Source organism: Halolamina sp. CBA1230, assembly GCF_002025255.2.
Classification (GTDB): domain Archaea; phylum Halobacteriota; class Halobacteria; order Halobacteriales; family Haloferacaceae; genus Halolamina.
In genome coordinates, this window is sequence record NZ_CP054587.1 from 1,781,478 (window position 1) to 1,803,240 (window position 21,763).

The window sequence follows — 21,763 nt, forward strand, 5'->3', positions numbered from 1 at the left end:
GCTCAGAACTCCACCGCCTCACGGATACCGTCTTCCACTCTCGCGGCGTTTGGCAGGTAGTAGTCCTCCATCGCGTACAGCGGGACGGGCACGTCGAACCCGGTGACGCGCTGGACCGGCGCCTCCTGGTAGAGCAGCGCCTCCTCCTGCAGCAGCGCGGTGATCTCGCCGGCGAGGCCGCCCGACTTGGGCGCCTCGTGGACGACGACCGCGCGACCGGTCTTCTCGAACGACTCGACGATCGACTCGCGGTCCATCGGCGAGACGGTGCGCAGGTCGACGACCTCGGCGTCGATGCCCTCCTCGGCGAGGCTCTCCGCCGCCTCGAGCGTCGGCCGGGTCATCGCGCCGTAGGTGAACACCGACACGTCAGAGCCCTCGCGGCGCACCGCTGCTTCCCCGAGCGGGACCTCGTAGTCGCCCTCGGGCACGTCCTCGCGGAACGCGCGGTAGATGAGTTTGGGTTCGAGGAACACGACGGGGTCGGGGTCGCGGATCGCCGAGATGAGCAGGCCCTTGGTGTCGTAGGGGGTCGAGGGGACGACCACCTTCAGGCCGGCCTCGTGGGCGTAGAACGCCTCCTTCGACTCGGAGTGGTGTTCGGGCGCGCGGATGCCGCCGCCGTAGGGGGCCCGCAGCACCATCGGCAGCGAGAAGCGCGACCGGCTCCGGGTGCGGTAGCGGGACATGTGGGAGACGATCTGGTCGAAGCCGGGGTACATGAACCCGGAGAACTGGATCTCCGGCACCGGCTTCATCCCGCCGGTCGCGAGGCCGACGGCGCTGCCGATGATCCCGGACTCCGCCAGCGGCGTGTCGACGACGCGGCTCTCACCGAACTCCGACTGCAGGCCCTGAGTGGCCCGGAACACGCCGCCGTTCTTGCCGATGTCCTGGCCGAGCGCGACCACGTCGTCGTCGAGTTCCATCTCGGTCGCGAGCCCGTCCCGGACCGCCTGTACCAGCGTGAGGTTCTGTGTCTCGCTCATTCTTCCTCCAGGAACGCGTCCTTGCCGTGTCGGTTCACGGTCTCCACGAACTCGTCACGCTGTTCGCGTAGCGCCGGCGGGAGGTCGGCGTAGGCGTGCTCGAACATCTCCTCGGGCTCGGGGCGGGGCTCTGCCTCCGCCTCGTCGATCGCGTCGGAGACCCGCTGCTCGATGGTCTCCTCGATCTCGTCGACGGTCTCGTCGTCGAGCAGCCCCTCGCTCCGGAGGAACGCCTCCAGCCGCGGGATCGGGTCCTTCGCCTTCCAGCGTTCGACCTCGTCCTCGTCGCGGTACACCGTGGGATCGTCCGCGGTGGTGTGGGCGCCGAAGCGGTACTGGACCGCCTCGATCATCGTCGGCCGGAGCTGGTCCTCGCCGGGGTTGCGGGCTTTCTCGAGCGCGTCCTGCGTGACCTTGTAGACGGCCAGCGGGTCCATCCCGTCGACCTGAACACCCTCGAACCCGTACGCGTCGGCCTTCTGGGCCAGCGTCTCGGAGGCGGTCTGCTTCTCGCGGGGCACCGAGATCGCCCACTGGTTGTTGTTACAGAAGAACACCATCGGCACGTCGTACACGCCGGCGAAGTTCAGCCCTTCGTGGAAATCGCCCTCGCTGGTGGCGCCGTCGCCGAAGTAGCAGATCCCGGCCGTGTCGGTGTCACCTGCTGCGGCGTCGGCGGCCGCGTCGTCGTCGATGCTCTGCAGCTTCCAGGACCACGCCAGCCCCGCCGCGTGGGGGATCTGGCTCGCGATGGGGACTGCGACGGGGAGGATGTTCGCGTCCTCGGGCACCTCGTTGCCCGCCTCGTACCCCATCCAGTACAGCAGCGTCTGCTTCAGCGGCAGGCCCCGCACGACCGCGGCGCCGTGTTCGCGGTACGACGGCACCATCCAGTCGTCCTCGGCCAGCGCGTGGGCCGAGCCGATCTGGGCGCCCTCCTGGCCCGAGAGCGGCGGGTAGGTGCCCATCCGCCCCTGGCGCTGGAGGCTGACCGCCCGCTCGTCGAAGTGCCGGGCGAGCTTCATGTCCCGGTAGATGTCCAACAGCGTCTCGTCGTCGATATCCGGGCGCTCGCCGACGAGGTTGCCGTCCTCGTCGAGCACCTGGACCCGGTTCTCGGGATCGCGCTGTATCGTACTCACGGCTTGACCCTCCTCTCCATGGGGCGAATTTTCCGCCGCCGCGGTTATAGTGCTTTCGTAAAAGGTTTACTATGGGCAGAAATCCCCCTCACTGAGTTGTGTTCTTTCGAGAAGGACGGGTATATTCTGACGTTTTCTCATTTCGGCGCCGGAATATGGGGGTTTTCCGCCACGAGTCGCCGGTGTCACTGCAGAAACTGGACGAACGTTCGGGAAGAATCGTGACAGACGTCGCCCCCGAGCACGGGTCGGTACGAGGCGACGGGTGAGGGCGCGCCAGCTCGCGAGCCGTGTTGGGTGTCGCACAGTCACGGCATCACGCTCCGTGAGTCGCGCGACGGAGCGCGCGACAGGTCGCGAGCCGTGACTGGCTAGTCACACAGTCACGGCATGGGCTCGGACGGACGACACGGAGGTCGTCCGCGCTCGCGCGCCGTGACTGGCTAGTCGCTCGCGGCTGCCCGCGCTTCCTCCCGCGCCCGCTCGGGGCTCTTCCCGTCGCGAACGAGCGCGTCGACGAACAGCTCGCCCGCCTTGTACGACGACCGAACCATCGGGCCCGAAGCGCAGTAGAGAAAGCCGAGCTCCTCCTCGGCGACCTGTCGCCACGTCTCGAACGCGTCGGGATGGACGTACTCGAACACGTCGAGGTGGGAGCGGGAGGGCTGGAGGTACTGGCCGAACGTCACCACGTCGACGCCGACGTTGCGCAGATCCGAGAGCGTGCGGTAGATCTCGTGGTCGTACTCGCCGAGGCCGAGCATCAGGCTCGTTTTCGTGTAGATGTCGGATTCGCGGTCGACCTGTTCCAGCACGTCGAGTGTCTGCTCGTAGTTCGCGCGGCGGTCCCGGACCGGCCACTGGAGGCGTTCGACGGTCTCGACGTTGTGGGCGATCACGTCCGGTTCGGCGTCGATGATCTGCCGGACGGCGTCCTCGTCGCCGCCGAAGTCCGGGATCAGCACCTCGACGAGCGTCCCGGGGTTGCGCTGCTTGCACTCCCGGATCGTCTCCGCGAAGTGGGCCGCGCCGCCGTCGTCGAGGTCGTCGCGGTCGACGGAGGTGAGGACGACGTAGTCGAGGCCGATCTCGCCGACGGCTTCGGCGACGTTCCGTGGCTCGTCGGGGTCCAGCGGCTCCATCCCGCCGGTCGCCACGTCACAGAAGTTACAGCCCCGCGAACAGCGCTCGCCCATCAGCATGAACGTCGCGGTGCCGGGGCCCGTGCCCGGCCCGTCCCGCCCAGACCAGCACTCGCCCATGTTGGGGCAGTTCGCCTCCTCACAGACGGTGTGGAGATCCCGGTCCCGGAGCGTCTGCTTGATGTCGGTGAACCGTTGTCCGGTCGGCGGCTGGCTCTTGAGCCAGTCGGGTTTCCGCCTGCGGCTGCTCATACGGCAGAATGAGGCGGCACTCGTGAAAAGCGTGCGGTTCGTTCGACGGCCGCGGGCATTTGTTTCTGCACCGATGGGTATTTGTTCCCCCTACATAATGTGAGTACGATACTGGATGTTCGACCTCGACCCGGGTGACATCACCGAGGGGCGGCTCTCGCGGGCGCTGCTCGTGCTCGCGGCGCCGCTGGTGGCCCAGAACCTCGTCCAGGTGGCGAACTCGGCGGCGGACGTGTTCTGGCTCGGCCGCCTGGGCGACGGCGCGGTCGGCGCGGTCGGCCTGAACCAGCCGGTCATGGCGCTGGTGATGGTGCCGCTGATGGCGGCGATGGTCGGGACCCAGGTGTTAGTCTCCCAGCGGATCGGCAGCGAGAACGCCGCCGGCGCGCGGAAGGCGGTGTTCCACGGGATCTGTCTGGCGCTCGTCTCCGGCGTCGCCATCGCGCTGGTCGTCGCGCCCAACGCGGGGGCGCTGGTCCGCCTGCTCGGCGCCGGCCCCGACGTGGCGCCACAGGCTGCGGCGTACCTCTCGGCGTACATGCTGCTGTTCCCGTTCACCTCCGTCAGCGACACCGTGGAGATGGGCTTCGTCGGCGCGGGCGACTCCAAGACCGCGATGTACCTCAACTTCCTCGCGATCGGCGGGAACCTCGTGCTCGACCCGCTGCTGATCTTCGGCGTCGGTCCGTTCCCCCGTCTCGAAGTCGCTGGCGCCGCGCTGGCGACGGTGCTGGGGTACACGATGTCGATGGTGCTCGGACTCTACTGGCTGACTGGCGACCACGGCTCGATCTCGCTGTCGCTCGCGGACGCCGGGTTCGACCTCGACGAGCTCCGGGAGATGGTCGACATCGGCCTCCCCTCCGCAGGCCAGCGGCTGGCTTCGCAGTCGGTCCGGCTGGTCGTCGTCGCCATCGTCACGGTCGTCGGCGGCGCCGCGGGGCTGGCGGCGTACACCGTCGGCGCCCGGATCGCGACGATCGCGTTCGTCCCCGCGACCGGGCTCCAGCAGGCCGGCCAGAGCGTCGTCGGCCAGAACCTCGGCGCCGACCGCCCCGACCGCGCCCGGCGGGCGACGTGGATCGGCGTCGGTATTGCGGTCGGCGCGCTCACGCTGATCGGCGTCGTCCAGCTGCTGATCCCCGAGCTGCTCACGCGAGTGTTCGTGCCGGACATCTCCGCGCAGGGGCAGGCGTACGCGGTTCGCTACCTCGAGATCCTCGCGTACGGCTACTGGGCGATCGGCGCGACGTACATGCTGCTCGGGGGGCTCAACGGCGCGCGCCGGACCAAGACCAGCCTGATCGTCGACCTCGTGAAGTACTGGGGGATCAGGCTCCCCATCGCGGTGCTCGCGCTCCCGGTCGGCCTCGGCGTCGGCGCGTTCGGCCTCTCGGTTGCGCCCGGCCTCGGGTGGGGGATGGACGCCATCTTCTGGGCGGTCACGGGGTCGAACGTCGCCGCCGCGCTGGGGCTGGCGGCGTACTTCCGGTACGCGACGGGCGAGGGGATGATGGATCGCGCGGCGGACGTGGCGGCGGCGGATTAGCCATCGGCGCCCGCTGGCGAGGCCGCTGCCGACATCGCCCGCGTCCCGAAGGAAACCTCTTTCTCCGTGGCCGCTCGCTCTCCGGTCGTGTCTCAGCGCTCCGACGCCACGGCCCGCGTCGCCGACGCCGTCCCCGAGTTCGCCGAGGCGTTCGCGTTCGAGGAGTTCAACGCGATGCAGCGGGAGGCGCTGCCCGCGCTGCTCGAAACCGACGAGAACGTCGTCGCCAGCGCGCCCACCGCCTCCGGGAAGACCGCGCTCGCGGAACTGGCGATCTGTAAGACGCTGCGGGAGGGCGGCACCGCCCTCTTTATCGCGCCGATGCGGGCGCTGACCAACGAGAAGGAGGCCGAGTGGGACCGGTTCGAGGAGCTGGGCTACTCGGTGTACGTCGTCACGGGCGAGCGCGATCTCGACCCGCGCCGCGCGGAACGCGCGGACATCCTCGTGATGACGCCGGAGAAAACCGACTCCGCCACCCGGAAACACGACTCCGCGCGCTACGGGTTCATCACCGACGTGGACTGCTGTGTGATCGACGAGGTCCACCTGCTCGACTCCGAGAAGCGCGGCTCGGTGCTCGAAGTGACCGTCTCGCGGCTCCGCCGGCTCTGTGCCCCCCGGATCGTCGCGCTCTCGGCGACGATGCCCAACGTCGAGGACGTGGCGGAGTGGCTCGACGCGCCTCCCGAGAACACGTTCGCGTTCGGCGACGAGTACCGCCCCGTCGATCTCGAGACCGGCGTGAAGACGTACAGCCACGGCGAGAACTCCTTCGCGGACAAGTACCGCCGGCTCTACCGTGCGCTCGACCTCGTGAAGCCGCACATCGGCGAGGATGGGCAGTCGCTCGTGTTCGTCTCCTCGCGGCAGGACACCGTCCGCGCCGCCGAGAAAGCCCGCGACGAGACGACGGAGTGGGATATCGACATGGGCTCCCGCGGGGAGTACGACTTCCACACCGCCGCCAAGGAGCTCGAGAACGAGACGCTGCGACACTCCGTCGTCGACGGCGTCGCGTTCCACCACGCCGGGCTCTCGCGGAACGACAAGGACCTCGTCGAGCAGTGGTTCAAGGAGGGGAAGATCCAGCTCCTCTTTTCGACCTCGACGCTCGCGTGGGGCGTGAACCTCCCCGCCCGCTGTGTGGTGATCCGCGACACGAAGTACCACGACCCGCTGGAGGGTGAGGTCGACATCTCGCCGCTGGACGTGCTCCAGATGCTCGGCCGCGCCGGCCGCCCGGGGTACGACGACGTGGGGTACGGCTGGGTGATCAGCGATTCCGAGGAGGCCGACAAGTACCGTCGCCTGCTGCGGGAGGGGAAGGAGATCGAGTCGATGCTCGCGGGCGACATCGAGACCCACCTCAACGCCGAGGTGGCGATGGGGACGATCCAGGGGCTCGACGACGTGATGTCGTGGGTCGAGACGACGTTCTACTACGTGCGCGCCCAGTCCAAGCCCGACGAGTACGAGTTCGAGAACCTTCGCGAGCGCGTGCGCGGGACGGTCGAGAGCCTCGTCGACTCGGGCTTCGTCGAGACCGACGAGGACCTCGGTGTCGAAGCCACCACGCTTGGCCGCCTCGCCTCGAACTACTACCTCCGCCTCGATACGGCCGAGCGCTTCCGCGAGACCTGCGAGCGCGACCAGCTCTCCGGCGACGACGTGCTCGAAGCCGTCGCCGCCGCCGACGAGTTCGACTCCGTCTCCGCTCGCCAGTCCGAGACCGACGCGATCGACCGCGCGCTCGACGGCGTGGGCGTCGAGACGGAGTTGGAGAACGGGAACCGCAAGGTGCTCGCGATCCTCCACGCCGCGACGGAGGGGCGCACGCCCAGCGAACTCCGCTCGGACGCGTGGATCATCCGTCAGAACGCGCTGCGTCTCATCGCCGCCCTCCGCGAATTTGCCGCCGCCTTCGCCGGCCCCCGCGCCGCGAACCTCGTGCGCCGGATGGAGGCCCGCGTCGAACACGGCGTTCCACGGGAAGCGGTGGGGCTCACCGCCGTCGAGGGCGTCGGCGCCGGCCGCGCGGAAACGCTCGCCGGCGCGGGCTTTACCTCGCCCGCACAGCTGGTCGACGTCGGCGCGGACACGCTGGCGAACGCGGGCCTCTCGGCGAGCGTCGCCGAGCGCGTCGTCGACGCCGCCGAGGATCTCCCGCTGCTCTCGGTCGACTGGGGGGCGTTCCCCGACTCGATCGAGCAGGGGGGGAACGAGATGTGCGAGCTGACGGTCCGGAACACCGGCGGCGGCGCCCGCGTGGGGATCCGCGTGACCGTCAACGGCACCGAGATGACCGAGACCGAGACGTATCTCGGCGACGCGGAGACGGTCCCGGCGCCGGTGTTCGGCGCCGACGCGGAGGAGTTGCGGTTCGTGGTCGAGGTGACGTTCCCGGGACTCCCGCTGGCGCCGGTGCGGGAGGATCGGACGGTTCGAGTCAACTGAGCCGCGCGGTCACCGCTCCAGCGCCATCCGGATGCGCTCCTGATCCGAGTCCCGGAGCGGCGCGTCGTCGGCGAACACCTCCTCGACTGGGCGGAACGCGGCCTCGAACCCCTCGTCTTCGGGCGTGAGGTCGCCGGCGGCGTCCGAGCGCGCCAGCGCGTACGTGATGAAGTACAACGACGACTGCGGGAACTCGGCGTGGTAGATGGTGAGGAACTCCAGATCCGCGGGGTCGGCCCGCAGGCTGGTCTCCTCCTCGAGTTCCCGGAGTGCGGACACCCGTGGCTCTTCGTCGTACTTCGTGTACCCGCCCGGGAGGCTCAGTACGCCCTCCTGTTGGGGGATGGGTTCGTCGAGCAGCAGCACGGTGTCGTCGTCGTGGACGACGGTGTGCACCGCCGGGACAGGGTGGCGGGAGAGCACGAGGTCACACTCCGGACACCACGGGTGTTCGCGGCCCTCCCACTGGGTGGTGCCGACTTCGGCGCCACAGCGGTGGCAGTGGTCCGGTTCGACGGCGACCGACTCGATGTCGGGCATGGGCGTGTGGTGTGTTGGCGTGGGTAGAAAGCGTTGCTACGTCAGGAATAATCGGGGAAATTTGCCGTCCGGACGTCGACACCGGCGGAGAAGTCCATCACGCGGACCCACCCCCGGCTACACGCACCGCTGTACGGCGGCGACCCGCGTTCGCAGAGCTACTCAGTCGACCTGAATAGACTACCGTCTCAGAAGTGTTAGAACGTCGGAATTGGGTGGCTGGGGAGTCCCAGCCCACCAATCGCGCCCGGTCAACGACCGGCCGCTGGGTAGGTGGGCCAACACGGATTTGAACCGTTGACCTCCGGGCCTTCGGGCGGTTTTACCGCCCTCGCCCCGGCCCGCAACGCAAATCCGGTTGCCCCAAGCACGCTCCCCAGTCGGAGCCGGCTCAACGAGCGCCCCGAGGTTCGGAGAAGCATGAACGACGTACTCGAACCTATCCAGCCGGCCGAAGCGAAGGAATTGTACCTTGAACAGCGGAAGCAGGAAGTCTCCGAATCCACCATCCAAGCGCATCACTACAGGCTCAAACACTTCGTTGAGTGGACCGACACAGTCGCGGAGATAGACAACATGAACGACGTGACGGGCCGCGACCTCCAGCGATTCAAAATGTGGCGGCGCGACGACGGCGACCTCAACAATGTCACGATGGTTACGCAGCTATCGACGCTCCGGGTGTTCATCAAGTGGTGTGAGACCATCGACGCCGTTGCACCCGGTACGTACGAGAAGATTCTGATGCCGTCGCTGGATAGAAACGAGGACCGACGAACGGTACTCCTCCATAAGGGCGCGGCGGAACAGCTCATCAATCACCTCCGGAAGTTCGAGTTCTCCACTCGAACGCACGCTCTCGTGGAGCTACTGTGGCATACAGGAATGCGAATCGGAGCCGCCCACGGCCTCGACGTAGGAGATTACGACCCTGAGGAGCAGTATGTCGAGCTTCGTCACCGTCCTGAGACAGACACCCGGCTGAAGAACAAGGAGGCAGGTGAGCGATACGTCTCTTTGAGTCCCGAGGTATGTGACGCGCTGGATGCGTATCTCAAGTACAGCCGCGATAAGGTCGCCGATGACCACGACCGCAAGCCGCTGTTCACCTCTCGTTCTGGACGACCGGCGAAGTCCTCACTCCGAGACAGCATCTACCGGATAACCCGTCCTTGCCAGTACACAGGTGAGTGTCCACACGACCGCGAGATTGACTCTTGTGAGGCAATGGACCGAAACAAGGCGAGTACCTGCCCATCGAGTGTCAGTCCTCACGCGATTCGCCGAGGCTCGATTACCCACCACTTGTCCGGGGATGTGCCGGAGAAGATTGTCAGCGACCGGATGAACGTGAGTCTCGACGTTCTGGAGAAGCACTACGACCGGCGGGGTGAGCAAGAGAAGGCTGAACAGCGACGTGATTACTTGGACAATCTATAATATCTACAACAATCAATCACGTTTCTATAATTCAACAATCTGAACTGTATGGAGGAGTAATAATTTCCTTTACTTTCCCTAATGCTTCTGGGAGTTGTATTCGTTGTGCAAGGACCATCCCCGCAAATGAAATACCGAGAATAACACCGGGGGAGATAGAAATGTGCCCTCCCCCACGTAACGCGAACAAAACCGTTGCGATAGATACTGCGATACCGGACAACCCGAGAATTTCGTCAAGCAAATCTTCGTTTTCGCTAACCTCGTGAGCAAGGGACATTGCGGTAGTACCACTTTGCCAGTTCTGTTGTTGATTCATCTGGGCAAGGTCTCGATAGGCTTTCTCAATTTCCACATACCTCGCATACCAATATTCTGGGCTTTCCCATGCCCAATCAGGGATATTCTCGTTTTCAAGAGGTTGTGGGCCGCCCGGCATATGACCGACACGACTACTCATCCAACTTGGCCGTCCTGTGTGCTCTTCTTCATTTTCGGTGGCGTCTTGGTCCTCGTCAGTCATATAATCGAAATATAAGGACTACTACAAAATTGTCTGGATGTATCTGGGTTTCTCGTCGTATCTCATACACCTCGTTGATAGCTGATTCCAGCAATCCTAATCGGAGGGCACCGATAAGGGGCGGGAGGAGTGCAGTCGAAGCTAACCGAAAATGGATGTTTCTCTCAAGTGAAGTAGAGACGAAGTTAGGTGGCTGGGGAGGAATCAGCCCCTAACACGTCACGGCCAAAGACCGTGGACGTTGTAGGTGGGCCAACACGGATTTGAACCGTGGACCTCCCGGTTATCAGCCGAGCGCTCAACCTAACTGAGCTATTGGCCCAGGTGAGCGCATTCCCCAGTTGGCCGGCGTATCTGTTAAGGCTTTCTCTTCGCCGACCGCGGCGCCCGCGGCCGATTCCGCCGCCTCACTCGCCGTCGTCTTTGGTGCGGTAGGAGTCCGCGTCGACATCGTACACGTCGTCGTCCTCCGACTGATCGTTCACCGTCCCGTCGAACGGGCCGGCGTTCCCGCCGTCGAACGGGCCGCCGTCACCGTCGCGCTGGAACGGACTGCCCGCGCCGTCGCCGTCGTTCGGGAACCCGCTGGTCCAGACGCCGCCGGTGACGAACCCGCCCGTCTCCTCGTCGAGTTTCGGCACGACCACGTACTTCTTCAGCAGGACCCGGATCGGGTAGCGCGTCGGGGGGATGGTGAGCAGAAAGCCCAGCGCGTCCGTGACGACGCCGGGCGTGAGCAGGAACGCGCCGGCGGCGATCAGCAGGGCGCCGTCCAGCAGTTCGTCCGTCGGCGGCTCCCCGCGTGCGGCCTTCTCCTGGATCCGTGCGAGCGTGTGCCGTCCCTCCGCGCGGACGAGGAGCATCCCGATCAGCCCGGTGAGCACCACCAGCAACACGGTCGGAACGAGCCCGATCTCGTTGCCGATGAGCACCAGTAGGAAGGCGTCGGCCAGCGGGATCAGCAGCAGCGCCGCGATGGCGTACCGGGTTCGCATCACCCACAGTTCCCGCGGCGTCCGGATAGCCCTTTCGCGTAGTTCCGGCCGGCAACTGCGGGAAACCGCCACCCGTAAACCCCCGCCGGACCGAGTGCGAGCATGGCCGACGCCGTCGACGACGACCTCTACCAGCGGGCCAAGCGACTGCTCGAACCCGGCGAGATCGACCTCGTCGGCTGCATCGTTCACACGACCCTCGGCGGCGAGGAGGATCTGGAGATGCACGAGCTCACCGTCGCGATCAACGACGTGATCGCCGAGCACGCCGGCAAGGGTGAGAGCTACATCTACGCCGGCAACGACACCGAGGAGTTCGCCTCGAACCAGTTCCAGGGGAACACCGTCGCCGACGACGAGTTCGTCTGGGAGTGCCAGCAGCTCCTCCGCGAGGGGACGTTCGACCTGGTGTTCTACTACGAGGCCGGCGTCGACCAGGAGGCGCTAGCCGACGACCTCGACTCGCTCGACCACATCGACCGGGTCACGCTCGTCCCCTAAGCCGAACGCGTTCGGCTCACCCCCACGCCGTATCCGGAACCTTTTACCGAGTACCGAGGTAAATCCCGCTGAGAGACCCGTGACCGGAGTGATCACTGGCGTGAGCGTCTCCCACACGCTCGCGACCGTCGAGGAGGTGGAGTCGGCGGCGCCCGACGACGAGAGCGCCGCGGCCCAGCGACTCGCCGCCCGGCCGGGCGTTTCCGAGAGCGTCGTGCTCGCCACCTGCAACCGCGCGGAGGCGTACGTCGTCACCGACAGCGCCTCGAAGGGCCAAGACGCGCTCTCGGATTTCGCGCCGGAAGTCCGTGAGGGTGCCGTCAGCCGTCTCAACCACGAGGACGCGATCCGCCACCTGATGCGGGTCGCGAGCGGGCTGGAGTCGCTGGTGCTGGGGGAGGACCAGATCATCGGCCAAGTGAAGGACGCGCTCGAACGCGCCCGCGAGGACGGCACGCTCGGGCCCGTACTCGAGGAGTCGCTGCTGAAGGCGATCCACGTGGGCGAGCGCGCCCGCACCGAGACCGCGATCAACGAGGGGACCGTCTCGATGGGGTCGGCCGCGGTCGAGCTCGCCGGCCGTGAGGCCGACCTCGACGACGCGACCGCGCTGGTGCTCGGCGCCGGCGAGATGGGGACGCTCGCGGCCCGGGCGTTCGACGGCGCCGGCGTCGACGAACTCGTCGTCGCCAACCGCACGCTGCCCAACGCCGAACACGTCGCCGAGGACGTGAGCGTCGACGCCGAGGCGGTCGGGCTCCACGAGGCGCCCGCCGCGGCCCAGGACGCCTCGGTCGTCGTCGCCGCCACCGGCGCCGACGAGCCGGTGTTGACGGCCGACGATCTCGAGGGTGCCGACGCGGTCTGTGTCGACATCGCTCGCCCGCGGGATATCGACCCGGCGGCTGCCGAGATCGACGGCGTCGTCGTCCACGACATCGACGACTTGGAGGCGGTCACCGAGCAGGCCCACGAGAACCGCCGCGCGGCCGCCCGGCAGGTCGAGGCGATGATCGACGAGGAGCACGACCGCCTGCTCTCCTCGTTCAAGCGCGCCCGCGCCGACGAGGCGATCCGCGGCATGTACGAAGGCGCCGAGCGGATGAAGAGCCGCGAGCTCGACCGCGCGCTCACCAAGCTCGAGGCCCAGGGCGACCTGAACGAGGACCAGCGCGAGACCGTGGAGGCGCTGGCTGACTCGCTGGTCTCCCAACTGCTCGCGCCGCCGACCGAGAGCCTGCGGGAGGCCGCCGGGCAGGACGACTGGACCACCATCCAGACCGCGATGGAGCTGTTCGACCCGACTACCGACGTCGTCGACGTCGAGGGGGCTGCCGACGCGGCCGACGAGGCGACCGGCGAGTAACCGACAGAAGCTTTTCCTCCGCGGGCCCGTACCTCCGATACATGACGGAGACACTCGACGACGAGGAAGTAGAGCGCCGACTGCCCGAGGACTGGGAGCGCGACGGCGACGAGATCGTCCGCGTCTACGAGTTCGACGACTACGGCAGCGCCGTCAGGTTCGTGAACGACGTGGCCGACATCGCCGACGAGGAGTTCCACCACCCCGAGGTCGTCCTGCGCTACGACGAGGTCGAGGTGCGGTTCACCACCCACGACGCCGGCGGGATCACCGAGAAGGACCTCCGGCTCGCGGACTACTGCGACGGCGAGTACTGATGGCGTCGATCACGCGCCGCTCGGAGGGATGAAGGCCGCCTACGTGTTCGAGGCGGCGTTCCGCCTCCCCGCCGAGGGCGTCGCGCTCGACCCGAACCGCTTCGAGACCACGCTCCGGCTGTTCGCGCCCGCGCCGGGGGTCGAACCCGGCCCGGAGCGGATCGACTGGCTGTTCTTCCGCGACCGGCTCTGGCACGGCGAGATCGGCGACGAGGCGCCGCTGCGCGATGTGGTGAGCGATTGGCTCGACGTGGAAGTGGTCTCGCTGTCGTTCGCGGAACTGCGTGCCGACGAGGCGTACCTCGACGCGCTCCGGGCGGAGATCGAACGCGACCTCTCGCGGTTCAACGCCGAGACGGTCGACGAGGTGCTCCACCAGTACCTCGGCTCGTCGGTGCACGTCGTCGATGCCGAGGCGGTCTGAGTCGGGGAGAAAAGCACTTACCCCCGCATCGGCTACGCACGTCCCCATGTACGAGTTCTGGCTCCTCGACCTCGACGGCACGATCGTCGACGTGGAGCCGCGCTACCGCCACGAGACGTTCGAGGCGGTCGGCGACCGGCTGGGCCGAGAGTTCACCGACGACGAGGTGGAGACGCTCTGGCACGGCCTCGGCGGCCCTCGAAGCGAGAAGCTCCAGGCGATGGGGCTCGACCCCGGCACGTTCTGGCCCGCGCTCCACGAGGCCGAGGACCCCGAGGCCCGCGCGGAGGCGACGTACGTCCACGACGACGCCGCAGCGCTGCTCGACGAGCTCGACGACGCGGGCGTCCCGGTCGGCGTCGTCACCCACTGCGCCCCGTTCCTCGCGGACCAGGTCGTCGACGAGCTCGACCTGCGCTCGCGGTTCGACGCGTTCGTCACCTGCTCGGACGACCTCGGCTGGAAGCCCGACCCCGAACCGGTCCACCACACGATGGACCGACTCGGCGTCGACGACGGCGCGGGCGTGCTGGCCGGCGACGGCCCGAGCGACGTCGGCGCCGCGTGGAACGCCGGCCTCGACGCGGTCCACGTCGAGCGTCACGGTCCCGAACGCCGGGGGCAGTGCGTGCTCGCGGACCACCGCGTCGAGCAGTTCACCGACCTCGACGAGAGCGTCCTCCAGAACTAATCCAGCGCCGCCGCGGCGACCGGGTAGATCCGCTCCAGCCACAGGTCGTGCTGATCGGGTGCAGGGTGAAGGTCGTCGCCGGCGACGAGCGACTCGGTCTCCGCAACACGCTTCGACGGCGGCACCACGTCGACCAGTCGCGTTCCCGTCGTCGACGCGGCCTCGCGGATCGTCTCGTTGTACCGTTCCAGTCGCTGCGCGTGCGCCTCGGGGTCGTTCGCCTGGCCGACCGGCGTGAGCGTGTAGTCCGGGACGGTCAGCACGACCACCGAGTCGGGGTCCTCGGCGAACCCCAGCGCCCGATCGAGCAGCGCCCGAAACTTCGGTTCGAACGTCCCGGGTGACTCGCCCTGGAAGCAGTTGTTCGCGCCGATCAGGAGGGTCACGAGATCGAACGGTCCCTCCGGATTTCGCCGATCAATGGCTTCGTCCAGATCGTCGGTCGTCCAGCCGTTCTCGGCGATCACGACCGGATCGGCGACGGTCTCGCCCTCCTCGCGGAGTCGCTCGGCAAGCTTCGTCACCCAGCGTTCGTCCTCGTCGACGCCGGTGCCGATCGTGTAGGAGTCGCCGAGTGCGAGGACCCGTGCCGGCGTGTCCGCGGTCATACCCGAGCCAGCGTCGGCGCCGTCGAAGCGCTTTCCCTCACGGCTCCGCCTCCCGCCCGGACCACTGGAGGACGAACCCGACCAGCAGCAGAACGGCGAAGACGAACTCGGTCCATCCGGGCAGCGGCGCGGCGGTCAGGTCGTCGAGGAAGAACGTCCCCACGAGGCCGCCGAGCACCAGCGCCGAGCCGAGGAGGTACCGTGGGCTCCACCCGGTCCGGGCCGCGTCGCGACCCATCGCCGCACAGATGACGACGAGCAGGCCGACGAGCAGCAGGTCGAGCGGCGTCATCGACTACTCCGTGGGCGCGAACCCGGGGAGCTCCGCGAGCACCTCGTCGACGCCGGCCAGCACGGCTTCGAGGTCCCGAACACCCTGCTTCTCGACGCGCTCGGGGTTGGCCCGGACCCGGACGGTCTCCGTATCGACCGGGACGAATCCCAGCCCGAGTTTCTCGGCGGCCGCGCGCAGTCCCAGGCCGGCGTCGGCTTTCCCGGCGAGCACGCGCCGCGCGGGGCTCTCGTGGGCCTTGAGCGTGAACCCGTAGCCGTCGATGGCGGACTGGAGGTCCGCGGCGTCCGTATCGCGGGCGGCGGCCAGCCGCTCCAGTTCGGCGTCGGCGCTCGCCCTGAGACCGGTCGCCGTGTCGAGGTTGACGAAGCGCAGGTCGCCGTCGACTAACGTTGCGAACCCCTCGACGCCGTCGGGGTTGCCCTCGGGGACGATCAGCCCCCACTCGCGCTCCCACGCGCCGAGTTCGACCGATTCGACCTCGCGGCGGACCGGCCCCGCGACGACGGCCGCATCGGGCAGCCCGTCACGCAGGCGTCGCAGCCCCTCGCGGGAGCCGACGGGGAGGAACCGACTCGATCCGAGTCGGTCGAGCAAGCGGGAGAACGCGGGGTCGTCCTCGCCGAACGCGAGCACCGCGGGGGTGCGGACGTCCGGCGAGAACAGCGTCACCGTCACGTCCTCGCCCGCGGCGAGGTACTCGGTGTCGGCGTCGACCTCGACGATCCCGTCGGCCTCGACGAGGCTGGTGGTCGCGCCCGACCCCTTGTCGACGGGGTAGACCAGCGTCTCGCCGGCCTCGTTCTCGACCAGCCCGACCGGCATCAGGCGCATGCGGCCCTCGCTGTAGCGCTCCTCCGCGGCGAGCGTCCCGTCGACGGTCGCCGTTCTGGGCTCCGGCACGCCCGCAGCCCGGCGGATCGCCGGCGCGACGAACGTCCGGAAGATGGTGAGCGCCGAGACGGGGTAGCCCGGCAGGCCGACGTAGGCGCTCTCCGCGAGCCGGCCGATCAGCATCGGCTTGCCCGGCTTCACGGCGACGCCGTGGAGCAGGAGGTCGCCGCGCTCCTCGATCACGCGGTAGATCACGTCGACCGCCGACGCGGAGGTGGAGCCGGAGGAGAGCACCAGATCGCACTCCTCGGCGGCGGTCGTGAGCGCGTCCTCCATCGCGTCCATGTCGTCGCCGGCGTGGGGGTAGAGCGCCGCCTCGCCGCCCGCCTCCTCGACGCCGGCGGCGATCGTGTAGCTGTTCACGTCGTAGATCTCCCCGGCGTCGCTGTCGAGATCCCCCCCGGGCCGGACCAGCTCGTCGCCGGTGGAGACGATGCCGACCGTCGGTTTCCCGCGGACCTCGACTTCGTCTTTCCCGAGCGCCGAGAGCAGGCCGATCTCGCGCGGCGTGAGTTCGGTGCCGGGGCCGAGCGCGCGCTGGCCGGCGGCGATGTCGGCGCCGGCGGGCATCACGTTGTCCCCGGGCGCGACCGAGGTGCGGATCTCGATCGTCTCGGTGCCGAGCTCGTCGGTCCGCTCGACCATCACCACCGCGTCGGCGCCGTCGGGCATCACCGCGCCGGTCGAGATCTCGGCGCACTCGCCCTCGTCCACGAACACGTCGGGCTCGCTGCCGGCGTGGACCTCGCCCACCAGGTCGAGTGTCGCGGGGTCGACCTCGTCGGCGCCGAACGTGTCGCCCGCCCGGACCGCGTAGCCGTCCATCGACGCGCGGTCGAACCCCGGCACGTCGAGGTCGGCGTCCACGCGCTCGGCGAGCACCCGCCCGCGAGCGTCCGCGAGCGGGACGGTCTCCGGTTCGGGTTCGAGGTCCAGCGACGCGATGGCGTCGTGGGCCTTCGTGGGTTCGGCGAGGTCGCGGAACTCCTTGCGGTCGCTCATCGGTTCGCCTCCCAGTCCTGAACCGCAACGGTGTCACCCGCGTCGACCCCCTCCGCGGCCTCGTCGACGACGACCCAGCCGTCGGCGAGCGCGACGCTCGACAGCACACCAGAGCCCGACACGCGAGTCGGGATCGCGGCCGGCAGGGGTTCGTCCGGGCGCTCCTCCAGCCGAACCCTGGCGAACGTTCGAACGCCGGGCTCGCTGGCGATCTTCCGATCCAGCCGCGCCTCGGTCGTCGGGTGCGGCGGCAGCGGCGCGTCCATCGCGCGCTTGATCGCGGGCCGGAGGAACTGCACGGCGTTGACGATCGTCGCGACGGGGTAGCCCGGCAGCATCAGCACGGGCGTCCCCTCACAGACCGCGAAGCCGAACGGGTGGCCGGGTTTGAGCGCGACGCCGTGGACGACGATCTCGCCCAGATCTTCGAGCACTTCGGGCAGCAGATCGCGTTCACCCACGGAGGAGCCCCCGGAGGTCACGACGAGTTCGCCGTCGAGCCCCGAGCGGATCGCCGCCTTCAGCTGCTCCTCGTCGTCGGGAACGGGGTCGAGTTCGGTGGCGTCCCCGCCCCAGCGTTCGACGAACCGCGCGACGGTGAGGCCGTTGGTCTCGATGGTCTCGCCGGGGCCGGGGTCCGCCTGCACGAGTTCGTCGCCGGTCGGGATCACCGTCACCTCCGGCTGTTCGAAGACGGGCACCTCGGTGTAGCCGACGGACTTCAGCAGCCCCAGGTCGGAGGGTCGCAGGACGTGGCCAGGGTCGTAGAGCTGCTGGCCTTCCTCGACGTCCTCGCCGGCGGGGGCGACGTTCTCGTTCTCGGCGACGGCGTCGAAGATCTCGACCTCGTCGGCGACCGGGTCGGCCTGTTCGATCATCACCACGGCGTCCGCGCCCTCGGGGAGTGCGCTTCCCGTATGGACTCGGATCGCTTCGCCCGGGCCGACGTCCTCTTCGGTCGGTTCCGCGTCGACGGTACGCAGGATCTCCGGCGAACGGTCGGAGGCGCCGAACGTGTCGCTGGCCTGCACGGCGTAGCCGTCCATCGCCGCCTCCGGCGCCGCGGGGACGTTCGCGGGCGCGGTCATCGTCGCCGCGAGCGTGCGCCCGTCGGCCTCGGCGAGCGGGACCTCCGCCGCGCGGCCGTGGGGATCGACGGCGTCTCTGAGCGCTGCGAGGGCGTCGTCGACCCGCGTTCGTTGCTTGAAGCCGGACTGCTTCCGGTCGGTACTCATTGTCGGAGGGTAACGGGCCCGTGGTGAAAAAGGGGGGCAACGACGGACCACGGCGAGCGACCAGAGCGGGACCTTCGGTCCCGCAGGCCGTACGGGCGACGCGTGGGTCGCCCGTGCGACAGCGCGAGGCGTCGGCCTCGCGCACGGAGCCACGCCGCGGTCGGTAGAGACGGACTCAGCCGGCCCTGGCGAGCAGGCCGACGCCGACGAGCGCCCCCAGCAGCACGACGACCCGTACCGCGTCGGGAACGAGGCAGTCGGCGGTCGCCCCCGGCGGTGCCGGGCCGCAGAACGCCCGCCACAGCAGCGACCGACCGAGGGCCATCGACGCCGCTTCACCGACGCCGAGCAGCACCAGCACGCCACCGACGGCTCGCTGGGTGTTAGGTCGCATCGAACTCACACCGCCAGTTCCATCGCCACGCTGTACATCCGGCCCTCGTCGCTGCTGCCCGTTGTCTTCGCCAGCCGCTCGGCCTCGGTCACGAGCGGTTTGCCGAGCGCGTCGGGCAGCGAGCCGGCGTGCCCGCGCACTTCGGCGACGTGGGCGGTCAGGTGGCTCTCGGTCCACGGCACCGGTTCGAGGATCGACTGCGTGCGGTCGTGCGCCCAGCCGTGGCCGCCGAACAGCCGCCGCAGCGCGTCGGCGGGGTAGAACGCCAGCGCGGGCCGGGCGTTCGCCAGTTCGGCGGCGGCGTTCTCGACGCCGAACAGCTGTCGGACCGCGGAGTTCGGCGGCATCGGGTCGTAGTCGTCGACGACCAGCGTCGCGCCCGGCGCGGCGACGCGGGTGAGTTCGGCCGCAATCGGCGCTGTGGCGTCGGCGGGGAGAACGTTGAACAGCGCGTGGGCGGTGACGACCTCGACGCTGTCGTCGGGGAGCGGGATCTCGCGCAGGTCGGCCTCGATCAGTTCCACGCGGTCGTCGCCCGCGAACCGCTCGCGGACCCCCTCGGCGTGGTCCGCGCGGTCCGTAACCGCGTAGACCTGCTCGGCGCCCGCATCGAGCAGGCCCGCGGTGGCGTTGCCGACGCCGGCACCGGCTTCGAGACAGGTCGTTCCGGCGACGTCGCGGTCCGAGAGGGCGGCGGCGACGGAATCGGGGACCTCCATGGCCGGTGGTTGGGTCGGGGGTGGAAAGCGCTGGCGGGCGAGCGTGACGCGCACCCACAGGGACGGGGACGAACGGCAACGATTTTGGCCCTCTACGCGCGAGTGTCGCTATGTTACTCACCGTCTCCGGCCCGCCGGGCAGCGGGAAGAGCACGAACGCCGAACTTCTCGCCGACCGTTTCGACCTCGACCACATCTCCGGAGGGGACATCTTCCGCGAACTGGCCGACGAGCGCGGCTACACCCCCGTCGAGTTCAACGAACTCGCCGAGGAGGAAGAACAGATCGACAAGGACCTCGACCGACGGCTGCGCACCATCGCGGGCACGCAGGACGACGTGCTGCTGGAGTCCCGGCTCGCGGGCTGGCTCGCCGCGGAACACGCGGATCTGCGGTTCTGGTTGGACGCCCCGCTGGACGTGCGCGCCGAGCGCATCGCCGAGCGCGAGGCGAAGACCGTCGCAGAGGCCCGTGCGACCACCGAACGCCGCGAGCAGAGCGAGGCCAAGCGCTACGCCGACCTCTACGACATCGACATCGACGATCTCACGATCTACGACGCGGTGTTCAACACCGCACGCTGGGGCGAGACGACCGTCCCGGACCTGCTCACCGCCGCCGTCGAGCGGTACGATCCCGAACAGGACGAGGGGAAACAGCCGGTCGAGGGCGTCCGCTACGAGTTCTGACCGTGACCGACCCACTCCGCGACCCGCCGGGCGAGCGTGCCGTCGAGGAACTGCTCTCGTTCGGCGTCGTCAACCTCGACAAGCCAGCCGGCCCCTCGGCCCACCAGGTGGCGGCGTGGGTTCGCGACCTCGCGGGCGTCGACCGCGCGGCCCACGCGGGCACGCTCGACCCGAAGGTGACGGGCTGTCTGCCGACGATGCTCGGCGACGCGACCCGGCTCGCTCCGGTGTTCCTCGAAGGCGGGAAGGAGTACATCGCCGTGCTCGAACTCCACGGGCTCCCGCCGACCGACGTCGAGGCCACGCTCGCGGAGTTCGAAACGGAGATCTACCAGAAGCCGCCCCGGAAGAGCGCGGTCGCGCGCCGCCTGCGCTCCCGGGAGATCTACGAACTCGACCTGCTGGAACTGGAGGACCGGCAGGCGCTGCTCCGGATCCGGTGTGAGAGCGGCACGTACGTCCGGAAGCTCTGTCACGATCTCGGCCTCGCGCTGGGCACCGGCGGGCATATGGGCGACCTGCGGCGCACCGCGACCGGCCCGTTCGACGACACCGACCTCCGGACGCTGCAGGATCTCGCGGACGGCCTCGCGTGGGCGCGCAAAGACGATCACGAGGCGTTCCTCCGCAAGGTGGTCTCCCCCGCCGAGCGCGCGATGGCGCATCTGCCGGCGATCACGATCGCCCGCAGCGCCGCGGTGGCAGTGGCCGACGGCGCGCCCGTCTACGCGCCGGGGGTCGTCGACCTCGACGACGACGCCGCAGCGCTCGATCCGGGCGACGACGACCTGCTCGCGTGCTACACGCCCGACGGCAGCGCGGTCTGTCTCGGGAAACTGGTCGGCGATCCCGACGCGGAGTCGGGCGAAGTGGTGTCGCTGGAGCGCGTACTGGCCTGACGCCCCGCCCGACCCGGCTGTAGCTTCTTCCCGCCCCGCCGCAGTTCGGACACGGACATCGACACCGCGAGCGCGGCGTCCGGCGAACTGATGGCGCCGTAGGATGCCGAACAGGGCTCCGCGCTCCTCGTCGTCGCGTCAGCGAACGGGGAACGAAGCGAAGTGCTTAACTGCCGGACGGCGTTGTCTCTACCTGCGGGACCGTAGGGTAGTGGTATCCTCTGCCGATGGGGTCGGTAGGACCTGAGTTCGAATCTCGGCGGTCCCATCACCTTTCTGAAACGTTCCATGGGACGGAGCGGAAGTGCCACCCGACGGCGGCCGATCGGGGGGCGCTATGACGCCTCTCGAAACCGAGGCGTCCCATTCGGAGTGCCGGTTCTGCGGCGCCCACGTCAGCGCCGACTTCCGGCGAACCCTCGGCGACGAACAGAACGTCGCCCACCGCTGTCTTGCCTGCGATAGCACCCCGCGACTTCAAGCGGGGACTGCGGCCGGGAAGACCGTCTCCTACCCCGATCCTGCCGAGCAGGAGTGCCGAAACCGAGGGTCGCGCGTCGCGGCCACCGACGGCGGTCAGGCAGGGGGTGACGGGCTTTGAGCACCGCCTCGATCGCCCGCGAACACGTCCACGGAGCAACCGTGTGGGCGTTCGGCGGTGGCGGGGCCACGGTCAAGCCGTGGGACCGTCCGGAACACTTCT

The 21,763-nt window shown here is 68.7% G+C and carries 23 protein-coding genes and 2 tRNA genes; 12 read left to right on the forward strand and 13 right to left on the reverse strand.

The annotated features are described in order from the left end of the window. Window positions 1-2: 2 nt before the first annotated feature. The 3 genes from B4589_RS09345 to lipA form a co-directional block, all read right to left on the reverse strand. Entirely contained in the window at window positions 3-989 is a 987-nt protein-coding gene (locus B4589_RS09345; RefSeq protein WP_079234019.1) for an alpha-ketoacid dehydrogenase subunit beta, read from the reverse strand. Continuing rightward, entirely contained in the window at window positions 986-2,131 is a 1,146-nt protein-coding gene (pdhA, locus tag B4589_RS09350) for a pyruvate dehydrogenase (acetyl-transferring) E1 component subunit alpha (protein ID WP_079234020.1), read from the reverse strand. Before pdhA ends, B4589_RS09345 begins: the two co-directional genes overlap by 4 nt. A 443-nt stretch (window positions 2,132-2,574) precedes the next feature. After that, window positions 2,575-3,525 carry a lipoyl synthase gene (gene lipA / locus B4589_RS09355; protein WP_079234021.1) on the reverse strand — a complete coding sequence of 317 codons (951 nt, stop codon included), beginning with the start codon at window positions 3,523-3,525 and terminating at the stop codon, window positions 2,575-2,577. A gap of 115 nt (window positions 3,526-3,640) precedes the next feature. Between lipA and B4589_RS09360 the strand changes: the two genes are divergently transcribed. Both B4589_RS09360 and B4589_RS09365 read left to right on the forward strand, forming a co-directional pair. Further along, the gene (locus B4589_RS09360; protein ID WP_079234022.1) at window positions 3,641-5,074 is read left to right on the forward strand and encodes an MATE family efflux transporter; all 1,434 of its coding nucleotides are present in this window, start codon (window positions 3,641-3,643) and stop codon (window positions 5,072-5,074) included. Window positions 5,075-5,161: 87 nt separating this feature from the next. Next, the gene (locus B4589_RS09365; protein ID WP_255246065.1) at window positions 5,162-7,531 is read left to right on the forward strand and encodes a DEAD/DEAH box helicase; all 2,370 of its coding nucleotides are present in this window, start codon (window positions 5,162-5,164) and stop codon (window positions 7,529-7,531) included. 9 nt (window positions 7,532-7,540) lie between these two features. Here the strand turns inward: B4589_RS09365 and B4589_RS09370 are convergent, their stop codons facing one another. Further along, a complete protein-coding gene (locus tag B4589_RS09370) occupies window positions 7,541-8,071 on the reverse strand; it encodes an NUDIX hydrolase (RefSeq protein WP_079234023.1) in 531 nt (176 codons plus the stop codon). Between the two features lie 420 nt (window positions 8,072-8,491). On the opposite strand from B4589_RS09370, the gene B4589_RS09375 reads away from it, so the two are divergent. Continuing rightward, the gene (locus B4589_RS09375) at window positions 8,492-9,511 is read left to right on the forward strand and encodes a site-specific integrase (RefSeq protein WP_079234024.1); all 1,020 of its coding nucleotides are present in this window, start codon (window positions 8,492-8,494) and stop codon (window positions 9,509-9,511) included. Window positions 9,512-9,542: 31 nt separating this feature from the next. On the opposite strand, the gene B4589_RS09380 is transcribed toward B4589_RS09375, so the two are convergent. From B4589_RS09380 to B4589_RS09390, 3 genes are all read right to left on the reverse strand, one after another. Then, complete coding sequence (locus tag B4589_RS09380) at window positions 9,543-10,034, reverse strand: hypothetical protein (protein WP_143414297.1); 492 nt, start codon at window positions 10,032-10,034, stop codon at window positions 9,543-9,545. 248 nt (window positions 10,035-10,282) lie between these two features. Further along, window positions 10,283-10,356, reverse strand: a tRNA-Ile gene (locus B4589_RS09385). 85 nt (window positions 10,357-10,441) lie between these two features. After that, the gene (locus B4589_RS09390) at window positions 10,442-11,029 is read right to left on the reverse strand and encodes an FxsA family protein (RefSeq protein ID WP_079234025.1); all 588 of its coding nucleotides are present in this window, start codon (window positions 11,027-11,029) and stop codon (window positions 10,442-10,444) included. Between the two features lie 102 nt (window positions 11,030-11,131). On the opposite strand from B4589_RS09390, the gene B4589_RS09395 reads away from it, so the two are divergent. The 5 genes from B4589_RS09395 to B4589_RS09415 all read left to right on the forward strand — a co-directional run bounded on the left by B4589_RS09395 (window position 11,132) and on the right by B4589_RS09415 (window position 14,328). Then, the gene (locus B4589_RS09395; RefSeq protein ID WP_079234026.1) at window positions 11,132-11,530 is read left to right on the forward strand and encodes a DUF5778 family protein; all 399 of its coding nucleotides are present in this window, start codon (window positions 11,132-11,134) and stop codon (window positions 11,528-11,530) included. Window positions 11,531-11,630: 100 nt separating this feature from the next. Beyond that, on the forward strand, window positions 11,631-12,896 hold the full coding sequence (hemA, locus tag B4589_RS09400) for a glutamyl-tRNA reductase (protein WP_255246066.1): 1,266 nt from the start codon (window positions 11,631-11,633) through the stop codon (window positions 12,894-12,896). A gap of 41 nt (window positions 12,897-12,937) precedes the next feature. Then, on the forward strand, window positions 12,938-13,213 hold the full coding sequence (locus B4589_RS09405) for a 4a-hydroxytetrahydrobiopterin dehydratase (protein WP_079234028.1): 276 nt from the start codon (window positions 12,938-12,940) through the stop codon (window positions 13,211-13,213). A gap of 28 nt (window positions 13,214-13,241) precedes the next feature. Beyond that, window positions 13,242-13,637, forward strand: coding sequence for an LWR-salt protein (lwrS, locus tag B4589_RS09410; RefSeq protein WP_079234029.1), 396 nt, complete (start codon window positions 13,242-13,244; stop codon window positions 13,635-13,637). Between the two features lie 46 nt (window positions 13,638-13,683). Continuing rightward, window positions 13,684-14,328: an HAD family hydrolase gene (locus B4589_RS09415; RefSeq protein ID WP_143414298.1), complete on the forward strand. Its 645-nt coding sequence runs from the start codon at window positions 13,684-13,686 to the stop codon at window positions 14,326-14,328. On the opposite strand, the gene B4589_RS09420 is transcribed toward B4589_RS09415, so the two are convergent. The 6 genes from B4589_RS09420 to B4589_RS09445 all read right to left on the reverse strand — a co-directional run bounded on the left by B4589_RS09420 (window position 14,325) and on the right by B4589_RS09445 (window position 19,472). Next, window positions 14,325-14,936, reverse strand: coding sequence for a GDSL-type esterase/lipase family protein (locus B4589_RS09420; protein ID WP_079234031.1), 612 nt, complete (start codon window positions 14,934-14,936; stop codon window positions 14,325-14,327). The genes B4589_RS09415 and B4589_RS09420 overlap by 4 nt on opposite strands. A 37-nt stretch (window positions 14,937-14,973) precedes the next feature. Continuing rightward, entirely contained in the window at window positions 14,974-15,228 is a 255-nt protein-coding gene (locus B4589_RS09425; protein ID WP_079234032.1) for a hypothetical protein, read from the reverse strand. Window positions 15,229-15,231: 3 nt separating this feature from the next. Further along, on the reverse strand, window positions 15,232-17,124 hold the full coding sequence (locus B4589_RS09430; protein ID WP_079234033.1) for a molybdopterin biosynthesis protein: 1,893 nt from the start codon (window positions 17,122-17,124) through the stop codon (window positions 15,232-15,234). Beyond that, window positions 17,121-18,359 (reverse strand): gephyrin-like molybdotransferase Glp, encoded by a 1,239-nt coding sequence (gene glp / locus B4589_RS09435; RefSeq protein ID WP_079234034.1) that lies wholly within the window; start codon window positions 18,357-18,359, stop codon window positions 17,121-17,123. The genes B4589_RS09430 and glp overlap by 4 nt, the downstream gene beginning before the upstream one ends. 175 nt (window positions 18,360-18,534) lie before the next feature. Continuing rightward, window positions 18,535-18,753: a hypothetical protein gene (locus B4589_RS09440; protein ID WP_143414299.1), complete on the reverse strand. Its 219-nt coding sequence runs from the start codon at window positions 18,751-18,753 to the stop codon at window positions 18,535-18,537. Between the two features lie 5 nt (window positions 18,754-18,758). After that, window positions 18,759-19,472: a class I SAM-dependent methyltransferase gene (locus tag B4589_RS09445; RefSeq protein ID WP_079234036.1), complete on the reverse strand. Its 714-nt coding sequence runs from the start codon at window positions 19,470-19,472 to the stop codon at window positions 18,759-18,761. A 110-nt stretch (window positions 19,473-19,582) separates the two neighbouring features. Here B4589_RS09445 and cmk point away from each other — a divergent pair, with 110 nt between their 5' ends. The 4 genes from cmk to B4589_RS09465 all read left to right on the forward strand — a co-directional run bounded on the left by cmk (window position 19,583) and on the right by B4589_RS09465 (window position 21,661). Next, a complete protein-coding gene (cmk, locus tag B4589_RS09450; protein WP_079234037.1) occupies window positions 19,583-20,161 on the forward strand; it encodes a (d)CMP kinase in 579 nt (192 codons plus the stop codon). Window positions 20,162-20,163: 2 nt separating this feature from the next. Then, window positions 20,164-21,060, forward strand: coding sequence for an RNA-guided pseudouridylation complex pseudouridine synthase subunit Cbf5 (locus B4589_RS09455; protein WP_079234038.1), 897 nt, complete (start codon window positions 20,164-20,166; stop codon window positions 21,058-21,060). Window positions 21,061-21,257: 197 nt separating this feature from the next. After that, window positions 21,258-21,328: transfer RNA gene (locus B4589_RS09460), tRNA-Pro, on the forward strand. A gap of 69 nt (window positions 21,329-21,397) precedes the next feature. After that, window positions 21,398-21,661, forward strand: a complete 264-nt coding sequence (locus B4589_RS09465; protein ID WP_079235209.1) for a hypothetical protein — start codon at window positions 21,398-21,400, stop codon at window positions 21,659-21,661. The last annotated feature ends 102 nt before the right edge of the window (window positions 21,662-21,763 follow it).